General features: G+C 71.1%; 11 protein-coding genes. 8 read left to right on the top strand and 3 right to left on the bottom strand.

Going from position 1 to position 16334, the window contains the following annotated elements; translation table 11 throughout:
* Window positions 1-81: 81 nt before the first annotated feature.
* From POL25_RS10585 to POL25_RS10605, 5 genes are all read left to right on the top strand, one after another.
* On the top strand, window positions 82-1221 hold the full coding sequence (locus tag POL25_RS10585; RefSeq protein ID WP_272085828.1) for a phosphatidate phosphatase App1 family protein: 1140 nt from the start codon (window positions 82-84) through the stop codon (window positions 1219-1221).
* A 105-nt stretch (window positions 1222-1326) separates the two neighbouring features.
* On the top strand, window positions 1327-4215 hold the full coding sequence (locus POL25_RS44210) for a DUF4215 domain-containing protein (RefSeq protein WP_272085829.1): 2889 nt from the start codon (window positions 1327-1329) through the stop codon (window positions 4213-4215).
* A 196-nt stretch (window positions 4216-4411) separates the two neighbouring features.
* Window positions 4412-7129: a DUF4215 domain-containing protein gene (locus tag POL25_RS44215; RefSeq protein ID WP_272085830.1), complete on the top strand. Its 2718-nt coding sequence runs from the start codon at window positions 4412-4414 to the stop codon at window positions 7127-7129.
* A gap of 236 nt (window positions 7130-7365) precedes the next feature.
* Window positions 7366-8598 carry an LLM class flavin-dependent oxidoreductase gene (locus POL25_RS10600; protein ID WP_272085831.1) on the top strand — a complete coding sequence of 411 codons (1233 nt, stop codon included), beginning with the start codon at window positions 7366-7368 and terminating at the stop codon, window positions 8596-8598.
* A 142-nt stretch (window positions 8599-8740) separates the two neighbouring features.
* Window positions 8741-9724, top strand: a complete 984-nt coding sequence (locus tag POL25_RS10605) for a hypothetical protein (protein ID WP_272085832.1) — start codon at window positions 8741-8743, stop codon at window positions 9722-9724.
* A gap of 246 nt (window positions 9725-9970) precedes the next feature.
* Here the strand turns inward: POL25_RS10605 and tcmP are convergent, their stop codons facing one another.
* Window positions 9971-11146 (bottom strand): three-Cys-motif partner protein TcmP, encoded by a 1176-nt coding sequence (tcmP, locus tag POL25_RS10610; protein ID WP_272085833.1) that lies wholly within the window; start codon window positions 11144-11146, stop codon window positions 9971-9973.
* A gap of 21 nt (window positions 11147-11167) precedes the next feature.
* Window positions 11168-11959, bottom strand: a complete 792-nt coding sequence (locus tag POL25_RS10615; protein ID WP_272085834.1) for a DUF5131 family protein — start codon at window positions 11957-11959, stop codon at window positions 11168-11170.
* A gap of 230 nt (window positions 11960-12189) precedes the next feature.
* On the opposite strand from POL25_RS10615, the gene POL25_RS10620 reads away from it, so the two are divergent.
* Both POL25_RS10620 and POL25_RS10625 read left to right on the top strand, forming a co-directional pair.
* A complete protein-coding gene (locus POL25_RS10620) occupies window positions 12190-12894 on the top strand; it encodes a hypothetical protein (RefSeq protein ID WP_272085835.1) in 705 nt (234 codons plus the stop codon).
* 355 nt (window positions 12895-13249) lie between these two features.
* Window positions 13250-13645 carry a YqaA family protein gene (locus POL25_RS10625; RefSeq protein WP_272085836.1) on the top strand — a complete coding sequence of 132 codons (396 nt, stop codon included), beginning with the start codon at window positions 13250-13252 and terminating at the stop codon, window positions 13643-13645.
* 170 nt (window positions 13646-13815) lie between these two features.
* On the opposite strand, the gene POL25_RS10630 is transcribed toward POL25_RS10625, so the two are convergent.
* Entirely contained in the window at window positions 13816-14796 is a 981-nt protein-coding gene (locus POL25_RS10630; RefSeq protein ID WP_272085837.1) for an ABC transporter ATP-binding protein, read from the bottom strand.
* A gap of 109 nt (window positions 14797-14905) precedes the next feature.
* On the opposite strand from POL25_RS10630, the gene POL25_RS10635 reads away from it, so the two are divergent.
* A complete protein-coding gene (locus POL25_RS10635) occupies window positions 14906-16321 on the top strand; it encodes a DsbA family protein (protein ID WP_272085838.1) in 1416 nt (471 codons plus the stop codon).
* The last annotated feature ends 13 nt before the right edge of the window (window positions 16322-16334 follow it).

The raw sequence follows: 16334 nt of genomic DNA on the forward strand, positions 1-16334 counted from the left end.
GGCCGCGGCCGGACCTGTCCCTTCAGACATGTCCGCCGCGGCCGCGCTCGTTTCGCCCCCGTCGCTGCGGTCTCTTCGGACATGTCCCATCCACCATCCTCGCTCGTCCGACCTGTGCTCGCGGCCATCCTCGCCTGCGCCCCCGCCTGCGACCGCGCCCCCGAGCCCACGCCCGCGCCTCCGCCTCCGCCTCCGTCGCCGCCCGCGACCGCCGTGCAGCCGGTCGGCGTCTCCAATTTAAAAACCGACGAGGACCTGCGCCTCTTGCCCGCCCTCGCAGTGCGCGACGGCGACGGCTGGCGCGTCGACCTGCGCGTCTGGGTGTTCGAGCCCGAGGCTGACTCCTGGCGCCGCGGCGCCGCGGTCGAGGCCTTAGCGACCGCGCTCGAGCTCCCGCCCGGCAGCGCGGCGAGCGAGGTGTTCCGTAAGCGGGCCCGCACCTTCCTCGTCGACAACGAGAGCGGCAAGCGGGTCGTCGTCCAGATCGGCGGCAAGGTCCACCCCCTCGCCGTCACCGGCGCCAACGGCCACAGCGTCACCGAGCTGCGCCTCGCCGACGCCGACCTGCCCGCGCCCCTCAACGCCGTGACCGCCGTCCTGCAGCCCGGCGACGCTCGCAGCTTCGTCGGCACCATCGTCCGCCTCGACCCCGCCGGTATCTCGGTCGTCAGCGACGTCGACGACACCATCAAGCTCAGCGACGTGCGCGACAAGCAGCGCCTGCTCGAGCGGACCTTTTTAAAAGAGTTCGAGGCCGTGCCGGCGATGGCCGCGACCTATCAGCGCTGGGCCTCGGCCGGCGCCAGCTTCCACTACCTCTCCGCCAGCCCGTGGCAGCTCCACGACGCCCTGCGCGAGTTCACCGACGCCGCGGGTTTCCCGGCCGGCAGCGCGCACCTCAAGCTGTTCCGCGCCAAGGACGCGAGCTTCTTCGCCCTGTTTCAGGACCCGCAGGCCTACAAGGCCCCGCTGCTGCGCCAGCTCCTCACCGGCGCGCCGGGCCGGCGCTTCGTGCTCGTCGGCGACTCGGGCGAGCTCGACCCCGAGGTCTACGGCGCCGCCTACCGTGAGTTCCCCGACCAGGTCGTCGCCATCTACATCCGTGACGTCACCGACGAGGCCCGCGAGGCCCCGCGCTATCGCACGGCCTTCGAGGGCGTCCCTGCGGCGCGCTGGCAGATCTTCGACGACCCCGCGGAGCTGCCGCCGACCTTGCCCTGAAGACGACAGCCGGGCACTTCGGTTGACGCGGACTTGCGGGCGCGGCTAGCGTGCTTTGCCAGGAAGTCCATGTTCAGCCGTCTCCTGAGCTCCGCCAGTCTCGTTGTGATTCTTGCTCTCGGCGCCGCCGGCGAGGCTCAGGCCCGCCGCGTCGAGCCGGGCGCCTGGCAGCCCGCTCCGGGGGTCGGGATGCGCCTGCAGCGAGCCGTCGACCTCGGGGGTGCCCCGCCACGCGTCGCTGCGGCTGCCTGGCGCCGCCTCGCCGCCGAGCTCGGCCCGACCGCCCAGGCCATCTGGGACGCCGACACCCACGTCCCCACGCGCGTGTGGGGCGCAGGTCTGCCGGCCGCCGGCGCCGTCACCTCGAGCCTGGTCGCCCGCCGGATCGCCGACGAGTTCCTCGCCACCCACCTCGACCTGCTCGCCCCTGGCGCCCGGCCGGCCGATCTCGCGCTGATCGGCGACGACCTCTCGGCCGGCATTCGCAGCCTCGGCTTCGCCCAGACCTACCACGGCCGCCGCGTCGTCGGCGGTCAGCTCAGCCTCCGCTTCAAGGGCGACCGCCTGACCCTGATCGCCAGCGAGGCCCTGCCGCACGTGCGAGCTGTCCTTTCGGACAGCCCGATCGCCGACGAGCAGGCCCGCGCCCGCGCCCTCGACTGGCTGCGCGGCGAGTACCCGGCCGCCACCGCCGGCGCCGTCTCGACCCCCGTCATCCTCCCGCTCGTCGGCCACGGCCCGATCCGCTACCTCGAGGCGCGCGCCGTCGAAGTCGCCTCCGACCAGCCGCTCGGCGGCTGGACCGTCTACGTCGACGCCGCCACCGGAACCCCGCTGGCCCGCGTCTCGAAGTTCATCTCCGCCACCGGCACCGTCCTCTACGACGTCCCCGAGCGCAGCCCGAGCTACGGCGAGCGGGTCCTGCGGCCGGCGCCCTTCCTCGACATCACCATCGACGACGTGCCCGCCGTCACCGACGCCGCCGGGACTGTCACGTTCGACGCCGCCACCGTGCAGGTCGGCCTCGGCGTGCGCGGCCAGTTCGTCCGCATCATCAACAAGGCCGGCGCGCTGGCCAGCCAGGTGTTCGCGCTCGACGAGGGCAGCGAGGTCCAGTGGAGCGGCGACGGCGACCCGCACCTCGACGCCCAGCTCACCGCCTACGTCGCCGGCAACTTCGCCAAGGACTACGTGCGGGCGATCGCCAGCGAGCCGCTCGCCTGGCTCGACGGCCAGGTCGACGTCACCGTCAGCGACAACAGCGGCGCCTGCAACGCGATGTCGAACGGCGACGACCTGTTCTTCTTCGACGGCAACGAGAACTGCGAGAACACCGCGCGGATCCCCGACGTCGTCTATCACGAGGCCGGTCACAGCGTGCACAACCAGTCGCTGATCCCCGGCGTCGGCCTGTTCGAGGGCGCCCTGTCCGAGGGCATCTCCGACTACCTCAGCGCCACCATCACCGGCGACCCGGCGATGGCCCGCGGCTTCTTCCTCAACAGCCAGCCGCTGCGCGACCTCGACCCCGACGGTTACGAGTGGCACTGGCCCGAGCACCGCGGCGAGTCGCACGACGAGGGCCGCATCATCGGCGGCACGCTGTGGGACCTGCGGACCGAGCTCATCGCCGAGATGGGCGAGGCCGAGGGCATCGCCCACGCCGACAAGATCTGGTACGAGGCGACCCGCCGCGCCAGCGACATCCCGACCATGTACCCCGAGGCGCTGCTGGTCGACGACGACGACGGCGACCTCGCCAACGGCACCCCGCACAGCTGTCTCATCGACCAGGTGTTCTATCGCCACGGCCTGGTCGGCGCCGCCATCCTCGGCGGCGAGGTCCGCACGCTCGCGGCCGAGGCCGACGGCAGCGTCCCGGTCGCGCTCGACATCCAGGCCGCGCAGAGCTCGTGCATCGACCTCTCGCCGACCGGCGCGAAGCTCGAGTGGCGCGTGCGCGGCACCCCGACGATCACCGAGATCGCGATGACGAGCACGCCCGAGGGCTTCGCCGGCGCCCTGCCGCCGCAGCAGGACGGCACGGTGATCGAGTACCGCGTGACCGCCGACCTCAGCAACGACACCGAGGCCCAGTTCCCGGCCAACCCGGCCTATCCGTGGTACCAGCGCTACTACGGCGAGGTCGTGCCGATCTGGTGCGAGGGCTTCGAGGGCGACGTGGCGAGCTGGACGCTCGGCAGCGAGTGGGAGATCGGTGCACCGCTCGGCAAGTCGGGCGACGCCGATGCCGCGTTCGCCGGCGACAAGGTCGCGGGCATCGACCTCTCGAGCGACGGCCGCTACTCGCCGCAGCGGGTCATGAACCTGACCGGCCCGATCGTCGAGCTGCCGCCGGGCTTCGCCTCCTACCGCCTGCAATACCAGCGCTGGCTCAACGTCGAGGACGCCTACTTCGACCGCGCCGAGATCCTCGTCAACGGCGAGCTCGGGTGGCGCAACTTCAACAGCATGATGGGCGACAACAACAGCGACGTGCATCATCGCGACAGCGAGTGGAGCTTCCACGACGTCGACATCACCCCGGTCGCGTTCTCCGGCACCGCCCAGCTGGTGTTCCGCCTGTCGTCCGACGGCGGCCTCGAGCTCGGCGGCTGGAACCTCGACGACGTGTGCATCGTCGGCGTCGAGGAGCCGCCGCCGGCGGTCTGCGGCGACGGGGTGATCGCCGCGGGTGAGGGATGTGACGACGGGAATTCCGAGGACGGTGACGGATGCAGCGCCACGTGCACCGTCGAATCGCCGGAAGACCCCACCGAAGGGGCCCTGTCGACCACCGGCAGCGCCGATCCGGACTCCGACACCGGCACCTCCGACGATTCGGACAGCACCGGCGGCGCGAGCGAAATGGGCGGTTGTGGTTGCCGTGGCGCGGGGGGCGCGGGTGGCTCCAGCGCATGGATGCTCGGCCTGGTCGGACTGGCCTGGCGGCGGCGGACGCGTCGCCGGCCGACGTCCGCGCTCCGCGCTTGACGGCCTGGTGAGGAGCGCGTAAGCGAGTAATGTGCGTTTAAAGAATATTGCTGCGGGTAGTGTCTCGGCGACGATCGTGACAGCGCTCTGCTGGCTCGCACCGGAGCCAGCCGAGGCGTTCGCCCCGCAAGCAGGCCGGCGCGCGAGCGTCGAGCTCAGCGCCGCGGCCGGCGGCAGCGCGAGGACCTCGCGCGCCGTGATTCACGCCGCCCCGCCGGTCGCCCAGGCCGCCTATCGCCGCTTCGCTGCCGCCCTCGAGCCCGGCGACGTGGTCTGGGATCGGGCCACCGGCGTGCCGCTGCGGCTGTGGGGCCTGAGGGGCGCGGCTGTCCCGAGGGCCATGCCGAGCCGCGACCTCGAGCTGCGCAGCGCCCACGACCTGCTCGCGCGCCACCTCGACCTGCTCGCCCCGGGCAGCGCCGCCGCCGACTTCGTGCTCGTCGGCGACGACCTCTCCTCCGGCATCCACAGCCTCGGCTTCGCCCAGCACTACCGCGGCCGCCCGGTCCTCGGCGGTCAGGTCAGCTTCCGCTTCAAGGCCGGGCGCCTGGCCATGATCGGCAGCGAGGCCCTGCCCAGGGTCCAGGCTGTGCTCACGGACAGCCCCGTGCCCGAGCCCGTCGCGCGCGAGCGGGCCCGCGAATGGATCGGCGGCGACGCTCGCCCCGATCGCGTCGAGGGCCCCTTCATCCTCCCGCTCGTCGACGACGAGCGCGTCCGCGGCTACCGCGAGGTCCTGCGGGTCACCGTGCACACCACCGCCCCGATCGGTCGCTGGGCCGTCTACGTCGACGCCGCCACCGGCGAGCCGCTGGCGCGTGAACAGCTGCTGCGCTTCGCCTCCGGCAACCTCAAGATCGACGCCCCGGTGCGCGGGCCCGGCGGTCAGCGGCTCGAGTTCGCGGCCGCCAACCTCGGCGTGGTCGTCAACGGCGCCCCCGCCGTCACCACCATCACCGGCGCGGTCAGCTTCGCCGACGGCAGCCCGGCCACCGTCGCCACCACCGTGCTCGGCTCGTTCGTCGCCGTCGCCAGCGAGGCCGGCGCCCCGGCGGCCACCAACCTGGCCCTTCCGCCAGGTGGTCAAGCCACCTGGAGCGTCGCCGCCGACGAGTTCCTCGACGCCCAGCTGACCACCTACGTGCACGCCGACCGGGTCAAGCAGATGGTCCGCGCCATCGCCCCCGACTTCGCCTTCGTCGACCAGCAGATGCCGGCGATCGTCAACATCAATGACGTCTGCAACGCCTTCGCCGACGGCGAATCGATCAACTTCTTCCAGTCCGACGCCCAGTGCGAGAACACCGGCCGGATCGCCGACGTGGTCTATCACGAGTTCGGCCACAACGTGCACTTCCAGGGCATCATCCCCGGCGTCGGCTTCCCCGACGGCGCGCTGTCCGAGGGCATCTCCGACTTCCTGAGCGCGACCATCACCGACTCGCCCGACCTCGCGCCCGGCTTCTTCAAGGGCGACCCCGGCCCGCTGCGCGCCCTCGATCCGCAGGGCTCCGAGTGGCACTGGCCCGAGGACAACACCGAGATCCACGACGCCGGCCGGATCATCGGCGGCGCCCTCTGGGACCTGCGCAAGGCCCTGCGGAACAAGCTCGGCGCCGGCCCCGGCGTGGCCCAGGTCAACAAGCTGTGGTTCGAGTCGATCCGCCGCGCGGTCGACATGCCGAGCATGTACCCCGAGGTCTTGCTGGCCGACGACGACGACGGCGACCTGTCCAACGGGACACCCAACGAGTGCGAGATCAACGTCGCCTTCGACGCCCACGGCCTCGTCGGTCCGTCGGCGGTCGCGGCCGACGTCGTCACCTCGGCGCCGACCCCCGACGGCGTGCTCGTCGACCTGATCGTGTCGGGCCAGCAAAAGGCCTGTCTCAACCTCAGCCCGCTCGGCGCCGAGCTGCACTGGCGCGTGCGCGGCGAGCAGCAGAACGGCATGGTGCCGATGAACCCGAGCGCCGGCGGCTTCGCCGGCATCATGCCCAACGTCGGCGACGGCAAGGTGCTCGAGTATCAGGTGCGCCTCGTGCTGCAGGGCGGCACCACCGTGGTGTTCCCGACCAACGCGGCCGACCCGACCTACGAGCTCTACCTCGGCCCCGTCACCAACATCTTCTGCGAGGACTTCGAGTCGGGCCCGGCGGCGCAGGGCTGGCAGCTCAACGGCGATTGGGCGTTCGGCCCGCCCGCCGGTGGCCCCGACCCCGCCGCCGCGTTCAACGGCAGCAGCGTCGCCGGCAACGGCCTGGCCCCGCCCGGCACCTACGAGAGCTTCCTCGAGAGCCACATGCTCGGGCCCGTCATCAACGTCGCCGGCCACAACACCGTGCGCCTGCAGCTGCGCCGCTGGCTCGAGGTCGAGGACGCCAACTTCGACCAGGCGCTCGTGCTCGCCAACGGCAGCGAGGCGTGGCGCAACGCCACCAACGACGCCGGCAAGCTGCACCACATCGACGGCGAGTGGCGGTTCCAGGACATCGACCTCACCCCGTTCGTCAGCAACGGTCAGGTCCAGCTCGAGTTCATCCTCGAGGGCGACGAGGCGCTCGAGTTCGGCGGCTGGAACATCGACGAGCTGTGCGTCGTCGGCACCGGCTCCGTCACCCAGGGCGTGTGCGGCGACGGCATCATCAGCGGCATCGAGGCCTGCGACGACGGCAACCTCGACGCCGGCGACGGCTGCAGCCCGAGCTGCACCATCGAGTCGATCGACCCGACCACCGGCCCCGGCGGCCCCGTCTTCACCGACACCGACACCGACACTGACACCGACACCGACTCGGCCACCGGCGGCGGCGACAAAGAGTCGGGTTGCGGCTGCAATCAGGGGGCGGGGGACCTCGGCGCCGCCGTGCTCGCCCTCGCCGGCCTCGTCATGCTCCGCCGCCGTCGCTCGTAGAACCGCATCGGCGCGCCGCTCGAGACACTCTCGAGGCGCGCGCCCCCCTGATCCCTCGCGACCCCGACCACACCGGCCGGGGTCGCGTCGTTTCGCCCTCCGACTGCGCCTGCGCGATCCCAAGCGGCCGATTTCAGCGGCCTGAACCTTGGCTGCGGACACCTGACCGGTATGCTGTCCTCGGCACTATTTGCGCAGGGCAACGAGGCCGGGCGAACGCCCGGGAGGAGGTTGGAATGCAGCTGGACATCTTCACCGAGATTCAGGACCCCCGGCCGTGGACGCCGGACCACGAGCACCGCCGGATCATGGAGGCGCTCGAGCAGGCCAAGCTGGCCGACGAGATGGGCTACGGGACGTGGTGGCAGGTCGAGCACCACGGGGGCGAGGAGTTCAGCCTGTCGTCGGCGCCGGAGATCCTGCTGACCGCGATCTCGCAACACACGAAGAACATCCGCCTCGGCCACTCGGCCGCGCTGGCCCCGTACCGCTTCAACCACCCGATCCGGATCGCCGAGCGGGCCGCCTTCCTCGACCACCTCAGCAACGGTCGCGTCGAGCTCGGCCTGGCCCGCTCGACCATCCCCGAGTGGCGCACCTTCAACATCGCCGCCGACGAGGCGCGCGACCAGATGCAGCAAGCGTTCGAGATGATCCCGAAGATGTGGACGCAAGAGCGCTTCTCTTGGAAGAGCCAGTACTTCGACATCAACAACGTGCCGATCGTGCCCAAGCCGCTGCAGAAGCCGCACCCGGCGCTGTGGCAGGCGTGCTCGTCGCCGGCCTCGTTCGAGCAGGCCGGCCGCAACGGCGTCGGCGCGCTCGGGGTCACGCTGTGGGCCCCGCCCGAGCAGGTCAAGGCGTGGATCGAGCTCTACCGCAAGGCGATCGCGCAGTGCACGAAGCCGGTCGGCGAGTTCATCAACGACAAGGTCGCGTTCTTCACCTTCGTCCACTGCGCCGACACCGACGAGGAGGCGATGCAGAACGGCGCCGCCACGGCGGCCGCCTGGTACACCAACCGCTCGTTCACCTTCTTCGAGGCCAAGGAGCAGTTCCTGCAGGTCGCCGCCGAGCAGGAGAAGCGGCTCAAGGACCCGGCCGGCAGCGCCCTGCTCGGCCAATTCCTCAACAATGAGCAGGCCCGCACCGGCGGCCGCGTCAACCGGGCCCAGATCGTCATCGGCCGCATCATGCAGGGCGAGGAAGTCTCGCCGGCCGAGGTCTACGAGGCGCTCGCCGACCAGGACTCGCTGATCGTCGGCAGCCCCGAGACCTGCCTGCGCAAGATGCAGGTCTACGCCGACCTCGGCATCGACCGCCTGATGTGCTTCCAGCAGGTCGGCCAGCTGACCCACGAGCAGGTGATGAAGAGCATCCGCCTGGTCGGCGGGCTGATCCCCAAGCTGGCGAAACAGCCCGCGCCGGCGCCCCTCCACGGCGAGGGCACGCTGCTCGCCGAGGTGTGACCCGCCCGCGCGTCCGCGCCCGCTCCTGGGGCCGACGAGCCTCGGAGCGGTCGCGGACGCGCGAGATGAATAAATTTTCATGTTCCCCTGGCATCGGCCGGATACCGCTGCCACGCTCAACGGAGCAAAGGATCCCTTCGCCGTGCAGCGCTCCCTGCTCTCCGCCTTGACCCTGTCGTTCGGCCTCTGTGCCTGTGGCCCCGAGCTCAACCCGCCGCGGCCGCCCCCGGCCCACAGCGAGCTGGCCCCGGGCGGCGTCTGGGTCGCCTACAACCTCGGCTGCGAGGTCGGCTGCGAGGAGATCAAGCGCGGCGACCGGATCCTCGCCGTCGACGGCCGCCCGGTCTCGAGCGGCGCGGAGCTCGACCAGATCAACCTGGCCCGCAGCGCCCCGCTCACCCTGCAGGTCGCCAAGTACGGCGGCAACGAGATCCGCGACGTCACGATCGTCGCCAAGCCCAACGAGCTGCTGCCGCCGATCGCCGCCGCCCCGCCGCTGTTCACCGTCGGCGCCGACGCCCTCGACCGCGCCCCCGAGTGGGCCCGCAGCAAGCTGTTCGGCCACGCGATCCCGGCGATCCGCTTCTACCGGGCCGACGAGCCGCGCGGCTACATCAGCGGCCGCGAGCTGTACGGCCGCGCCGCCCTGCTGGTGATCTGGGAGCTGCCCCAGTACATCGAGGAGTACCGCCGCTCGCTGGTCCTCGCCCCCTCCGTGTACGCGCACATGCAGCAGTTCAGCGACGAGCTGGCCGCCGCCGGCGTCGACAGCTACTTCATCACCGACTTCCGCGCCGAGCCGGCCATCCGCGACATGCTGCGCAAGACCGCAGACCCCGGCCCCGACGGCTTCATCCCGATCTTCCAGCTGTCGTCGGCCCCGAACAACGGCTTCACGGTCGGCCTCGAGGGCCCCGCCGCCGACATCCGCGAGTCGATCTTCGACTACTCCCAAGCCCCGGTGGTCCTCATCTTCGACCGCCGCGGCATCGTCCGCTTCCACACCCGCGGCTTCCCGGCCGGCCCCGTCGACACCCTGTCCGTCGCCATCGACTTCGCCCTCCACTCCCTCACCGACGCCCCCACCCCCGCCGCGCTGGCCTCGATCCCGTCCGGCGCGCAGTGAAGGCGTCTCCTCGCGCCGGCCTCGGTCTCGTCCGGCGCGCAGTGAGGGTGTCCTCGAGAGCATGTCCGAGGGAACATGCCTGAGAGACCATGTCTTTCAGGACATGACGTATAGTACATACTCTCAAGCATTGCTCTAAACGCCGCCTTCCATGCGGCGACGAGTGACGAGCCTCGGCTGCCCCGAACACGGCCGGCCCGCGCCGGCCTCCGAGTCACCCTGCCCAGGGCAGCGAGCGCCGCCGGTTCACGACAAGCGACCGCCGCGCCAGCGCACGCGATGCTTCTTGTCGATCGCCCGGGCTCGCTCGCCCGGGGCGAGCCCGAGGAATTCGACCTCGCCCGCGTCCCTCCACGCGTTTAGCCAGTCCTTGACGTCGGCCAGGCAGGTCATCGGTAGCCGCAAGCCGTCCCCGACGAGCGTGGGGAATTCGACCTCGCCGGCGTCGCGCAACCGGTCCGCCAGCGCCGCGCGGGCCCTCCGGTGATAGCGCTGCTGCAGCTCGGCCATGTACGACGTCTCCATCACGGGCGCCTCGAACATCTCGGTCTGCCCTCTTTGCAGCCGCTCGCGCTGCTTCGCCTCGGCCCGCGCCGCTCGTTGCTCGGGCGTCACCTCTCGCTCGGTGTCACGAAACGCGACCAGGCCGTGAAGGCTTCGCGTCGCGTAGACCAGGTGATAACAGGTCCGATCGTGGCGCGGGTTGAGCACGACCGTCGGCACGCAGTGCGCGAAGCCTCCCGCCCTGAGCACCCGATCGCAGTACGTCTCGACGATCCGGTCCTCCCGGTCGAGGTCCGCCAATCCCCGCCACGCCTCGCGGTAGGTCGCGTCGCCGAACAGGTCGATGAACGACTGGAGCGCGACCGACTCACCGTCGTCGACGAAGCGGGTGATGTCCTTGGTCATGAAGTTGATCAGCACCTCGCTGCGGCGGATCTTCAGCAGCGGCGTGATCGCCTTCAGCCCGTAGCCCGTCCAGCCGGTCGGATCGATGAAGACGAAGGCGAACGGCTGCGGTCCCTGCTCGGCGAACCGACACGCCTGCTGGATATGCGCCTCGAACTCGCCGTTGTGGGCCGCGCTCTCGACCGACGCGAATTGCTCGTCCAGTAACCCCTGCAGCAGCGCAAACGCCTCGCGGCCGGTCTCGACGAACATCCCGCGGACCCGCAGCTCGATCTGCCGCGCCCGCAACAGGTCTCGCGCCGCGCACAGCTGGGTGAGCGCCACGTGCGGCGAGGTGTCCCGCAGCGCCTCGGTGGCCTGCTGCCACGGCCCCGAGAACCCGTCGATATAGTTGAGCGTCGTCCCCGGTCGGTAATGCCCGATCTTCAGGGCGAGCTGCTGCAGATAGTGCTCGAGCACGTAATGTTTGACATACGCCTGCTCGCGGCGTCGATAGTCTTGACGATGTACCACGGCCCCCTCCAGGGAACCCGATCATGCTAGCACTTCGAGACGCACGGGCTCGCGCGACCGGACCGGGCGCGCCTGCGAGCGCTCGCGGGCGCTCGCGGGCAGCTCGTCGAAAGTCCGACCGAGCAGCGTGCGACCGTGACGGCTCTTCTGCACGCCGCCCCACTGCTTGAAGAAGAACGGCACTCCGGCGTCGCGCGCCTGCTCGAGCAGCGAGAGGACCCACGCTTCCTGCATCGGCCGCGCCTTTGGGCCGCTCTCACCGCCGACGATTACCCAGTCGATCCCGCGCAGGTCGACCCGCCCGAGATCCTCGAGCAGCGGCTCGATCGAGAGGAAGCGCAGCGCCGCCGGCGTCTCGCGCAGCACGTCGATCCGCGGCAGCCCGAACTTGCGATCCTCGACGCTGACCCCGAGCCAGATCTGCGGCTGTCGGACCAGCGCATCCGGCAACTCCGAGCACACCTGCCGCATGCGTGCGGCTCGCTTGGTCAGCACCTGGTACGTGTGCCACGGCGCCCGGTTCATCGTCGTGAACACGCTGCGGATGAACTCGATCGGCACGCCCTCCTGAAACAGGTCGCTCATCGAGTTGACGAAGATCCGCCGGCTCTTGCGCCACCGCAGCGGCTCCGCCAACTTCTCGGGCACGAGCCGCAGATCGAACCCCTGGCCGTACGGATGATCCGGCAGGCCGCGCCAGCGCTCGGCGAACGTCTCGGCGTAGCAGTGCTTGCAGCCCGGGCTGATCTTGGTGCACCCCCGCACCGGGTTCCAGGTGGCGTCGGTCCACTCGATCGCGCTGCCGTCGCTCATTCGTCGGGGATAGCACAGGCCCCGGATCGGCACGAGGTCGCAGCGAGCTGAGCAAACACGCGAAGTCTCGTGGGGCCCCCCCAGCGCACCTTGCTGGACCCATTGAAGCGAGCGCGACGACGATCGCTCGCAGATGACGCGAGACCGACGCGCGGGCATACTCTTCGAGCTGCATCACGGCCGCTATGCCGACGCTGCAGCATCCGCTATCCCCGCCCCGAACACCGCTCATGCCCCACGCTCTCGCCCGCCTCGACCTCCTCGCCGTCACGCTGCTCGCCGTCCTCCCCGCCTGTCCCGGCGCCGAGAAGACGACCGCCGGCGACGCCACCAGCGACACCTCGACCACCACCACCGGCACACCGACCTCGACCGGCACCCCGACCTCGACTGACGCCTCGACCGACACCGACGCCGGCACCGGCACCGAGACCGGCGAGCCGAGCGCGCTGTGCCCTGACCACACCGTCGCCGACGCCTGTTGCTGCTTCGAGGCCCACGTCAACCTCTCCTCCACCGTCGAGAACGTGTGTGGCACCACCAGCCTGTGTCCGGCGGTCGAGTTCGAGTGCAGCGACATCGACCAGACCTGCGCCGCCGCCGACGAGGCCGCCGTGAATTGCGTGCTCGAGGCGCTCGCCGACGGCACCGCGATCGGCTCGCTGAGCGTGCACTACGACATCGACAACGGCTACGGCCAGCGCAAGATCGACGTCTACCTGCAGGGCGACCGCACCGCCTACGTCGCCCACAAGGAGGAGCTCGACGCCAGCGGCTATTTTAAAGATGTCGGCCGCTATGAGCTCCGCGACGCCGCGCACTTCGACGACTGCCGGGCCGAGGTCGACATCCAGGCCAAGGCCGACTGCCTCGAGGAGGTCGTCAGCGGCGAGGTCGGCGAGGTCTGTATCGCGTCGTTCGGGTACGAGACCTGACCGCAGCCCGTGGCGTGGAGCGCGACGGTCCTCCGCGCACCGCCGCCTGCCTGGCGACGCGAGCGTCCCGAGCTGCCGCGCCTCGCGTCGTGGGCGCCGCATCCCGCACCGCGTGCCCCGCGTCCGCGTGACGCGAAGCCTCGCCCGGCCATGGCCCCGCCGCGCGCGCTCCGCCTGTCACGCCTCGCATCCCGCATCCCACGTGACGCCAGCCGCGCGCGCAGGCATGCCCACGCGTGACGCCAGCGCCGCGCGCATGCATGCCCACGCGTGACGTCAGCCCTGCGCGCAGGCATGCTCGAAGTGCCTGCCCGACTTCGCCGCCCTGCTCCCGCCCGCCGAGGCCTCGCTGCTGGTGCTGCTGGTCGTCAGCTTCCTCGCGGCCACGCTCGTGCCGCTCGCCTCCGAGGTGTGGCTGCTCGCGCTCCTGGCGGCCCGGCCCGATCTATGGCCCGCGGCCCTCGCCGTCGCCACCCTCGGCAACACGGCCGGCAGCCTCACCACCTACGCGCTCGGTCGGCTCGGCCGTGTCGCAATCGACCCTGCCAGGCTCGCCTCGCGCCCGGCCCGGTGGCTGCAGCGCCGCGGCGCCCCGGTGCTCCTGCTCGCCTGGCTCCCGTTCGGCGGCGACGCCCTGTGCCTGGTCGCAGGCTGGCTCAAGCTGCCCGTCCTGCCCGCCCTGCTGTGGATCGCCCTCGGCAAGCTGGCCCGCTACGCCGCCCTCGTCTGGCTCTGTTTGACAGCGGCCTGACGCACGCTCACCGCGCGATCAGACTTCACGTCGACACCCGCTGCTCGCGTCTCGCCTCACGCAGGTCAGGCCCGACCGCGATCATGACCTGCCTGTTCGGTCATGGCCTCGAGGACATGCCTTTAAAAGCATGTCCATGAGCACATGGCCTTTCGAACATGCCTGAACGGTCAGCTGACCTTGTCGCGTCCCAGGCTGCTGTACACGTCTTCGAGGTCCGAGCGGACCTTGCTCAGCGAGATCACCTCGACATCGCCCAGCACCAGTTCCTTGAGCAGGTGGGCCGCCCGCTCCTCGCTGCCGTGGATCCGCACGCGCAGCAGCCCGCGCTCGTCCTTCTCCGGGTCCGGCTGGACCTCGCCCTTGTGCAGCGGCAGCACCGCCTCGATCAGGCCCTCGTGCTTGCGCAGGATCTCGATCGCGCGCCCCAGCCCGCGCGTCACCTGCACCTCGTGCAGGCGGCGGCCCACCTCGTAGCGGTTGATCACCTCGTCGACCGGCCCGTGGACCTCGAGCTTGCCCTGCTGGATCACCGCTACCGCGTCGCAGAAGCCGTCGAGCTCGCGCAGGATGTGGCTGCTGATCACGATCCCGACCCCCTCGCCGGCGACCTGGCGCAGCACCTCGCGCAGCTGCCTGCGCGCCAGTGGGTCGAGGCCGTCGGCTGGCTCGTCGAGCAGCAGCAATTCCGGCCGGTGGACCAGCGTGCGCGCGATCGCCAGCCGCTGGCGCATGCCCTTGCTCATGTCGGACACGCGCGCGTGCGCCTTGCTGGCGAGGTCGAACACCTGCAGCAGCTCGTCGACGCGCGCCTTCGCGGCCTTGTCGTCCTGGCCGTAGCACTCGGCGAAGAACGTCAGGTAGCCGGCCGCGGTCATGCCCGGGTAGAGCGCGGTGCCGTCGCCGAGGAAGCCGATCTTCTGGCGGATCGCGTAGCGTTCGCCCCAGGCGTCGCGGCCGTCCCACAGCACCGTCCCGCGGTCGGGCTTCTGCAGGGTGGCGAGGATCCGCAGCGTCGTGCTCTTGCCGGCGCCGTTGGGGCCGATGAGGGCCAGCACTTCGCCGGCGCGGATCTCGAGGCGGAGGTCGCGGACGGCGTCGCGGACCCCGTCGTACGAGTGATTGACATCGACACAGACGACGCGCTGCATAGGTCTTGGGCTCCCGTGGTGGTTCGCGGAGAAGACGCGGCCGCCGCCGGCCGATGTTCCCGCCAGCCTACCAGGCATCATCCGCGCTCGCGCGGTACACTGGCGGCCGATGCCGCGTCCCTCGCTCCGCACCGCGCTCCTCGGCGCCTCGCTCGCGCTCCTGTCCTGCTCGCGCCCCAAGGCGAGCGCCGAGGCCCCCGCGGAGGCGCAGGCGACCGGCGAGAGCCCGCTGGCGCAGGCCGCCGCCGGGCTGCCCGGCTTCGAGACCGGCGGCATCGCGCGCGACGTGCCCCACGAGCGCTTCTACGTCGAGGTCGGCGACGCGCCGGTGCGCGGGCCCGCCGACGCCCCCGTCACCATCGTCGCCTTCTCCGACTTCGAGTGCCCCTACTGCGAGAAGGGCCACCGGAGCATGCTCGCGCTCGAGCAGGAGTTCGCCGGCCAGCTGCGCTTCGCCTACAAGGCCTTCCCGCTCGAGTTCCACGGCTACGCCCTCGTCGCCGCGCTGATGGCCCGCTCCGCGCTCGAGCAGGGCAAGTTCTGGGGCTTCTACGACCGCATCTTCGGCCAGAAGGGCATGGACCTCGAGAGCCTGCAGGACGCCGCGCGCGCCGCCGAGCTCGACCTGAGCAAGATCCAGGACGACCTCGAGGCCCTGCGCTGGGGCACCGCCGTGCAGAAAGACCTGCGTCAGGGCCGGCGCCTCGGCGTCACCGGCACCCCGGCCTACTTCATCAACGGCCGCCACATCAACGGCGCCAAGCCGCTCGAGCTGCTGCGCTCGGTCGTCCGCGAGGAGCTCGAGCTGGCCGCCAAGTGGCGCGAGCAGGGCGTCAAGCCCGACCGGATCTACGCCCACGCCATCCAGGACGGCTACCGCGAGGTCCAGGTGCGCAAGCCTCGGCCCGGGCTCAAGCCGGACGTCATTTATCCGGTGCCGATCGACGACTCGCCGCAGCGCGGCCCGGCCACCGCCCTGGTCACCATCGTCGAGTTCGCCGACTTCGAGTGCGGCTTCTGCGTGCGCGGCCACGAGACCGTGGAGAAGCTGCGCCGCCGCTACGGCGACAAGGTCCGCGTGGTGTTCAAGCACTACCCGCTGCCGTTCCACAGCCACGCGTTCATGGCCGCGCGCGCGGCCATGGCGGCCCAGGCCGAGGGCAAGTTCTGGGAGTTCCACGACCGCCTCTACGGCGAAAAGGCCCGGTTCGACGAGGACACGCTGCTGCAGATCGCCCGCGAGCTGAAGCTCGACCCCAAGAAGTTCAAGCAGCGTCTGCACGGCGCCGAGGCCGACGCGCGGATCGTCACCGACCAGGATCTCGGCACCACCCTTGGGGTCCGCGGCACGCCGGCGTACTTCGTCAACGGCCGCGCGGTCGACGGCGCCGTGCCGGAGCTCGAGTTCCGCCTCGTCATCCAGGAGGAGCTCGAGCGCGCCGAGGCCCTGCTGCGCGAGGGAGTCCCCCCGGCGGCCCTGTATCACCGCCTGGTGACGCCACCGGCCCCGAGCGCGGCCCGCTGATCCGGCGCGGAAC

Origin of the sequence: Nannocystis bainbridge, from assembly GCF_028368995.1 — a bacterium.
GTDB lineage: Bacteria > Myxococcota_A > Polyangia > Nannocystales > Nannocystaceae > Nannocystis > Nannocystis bainbridge.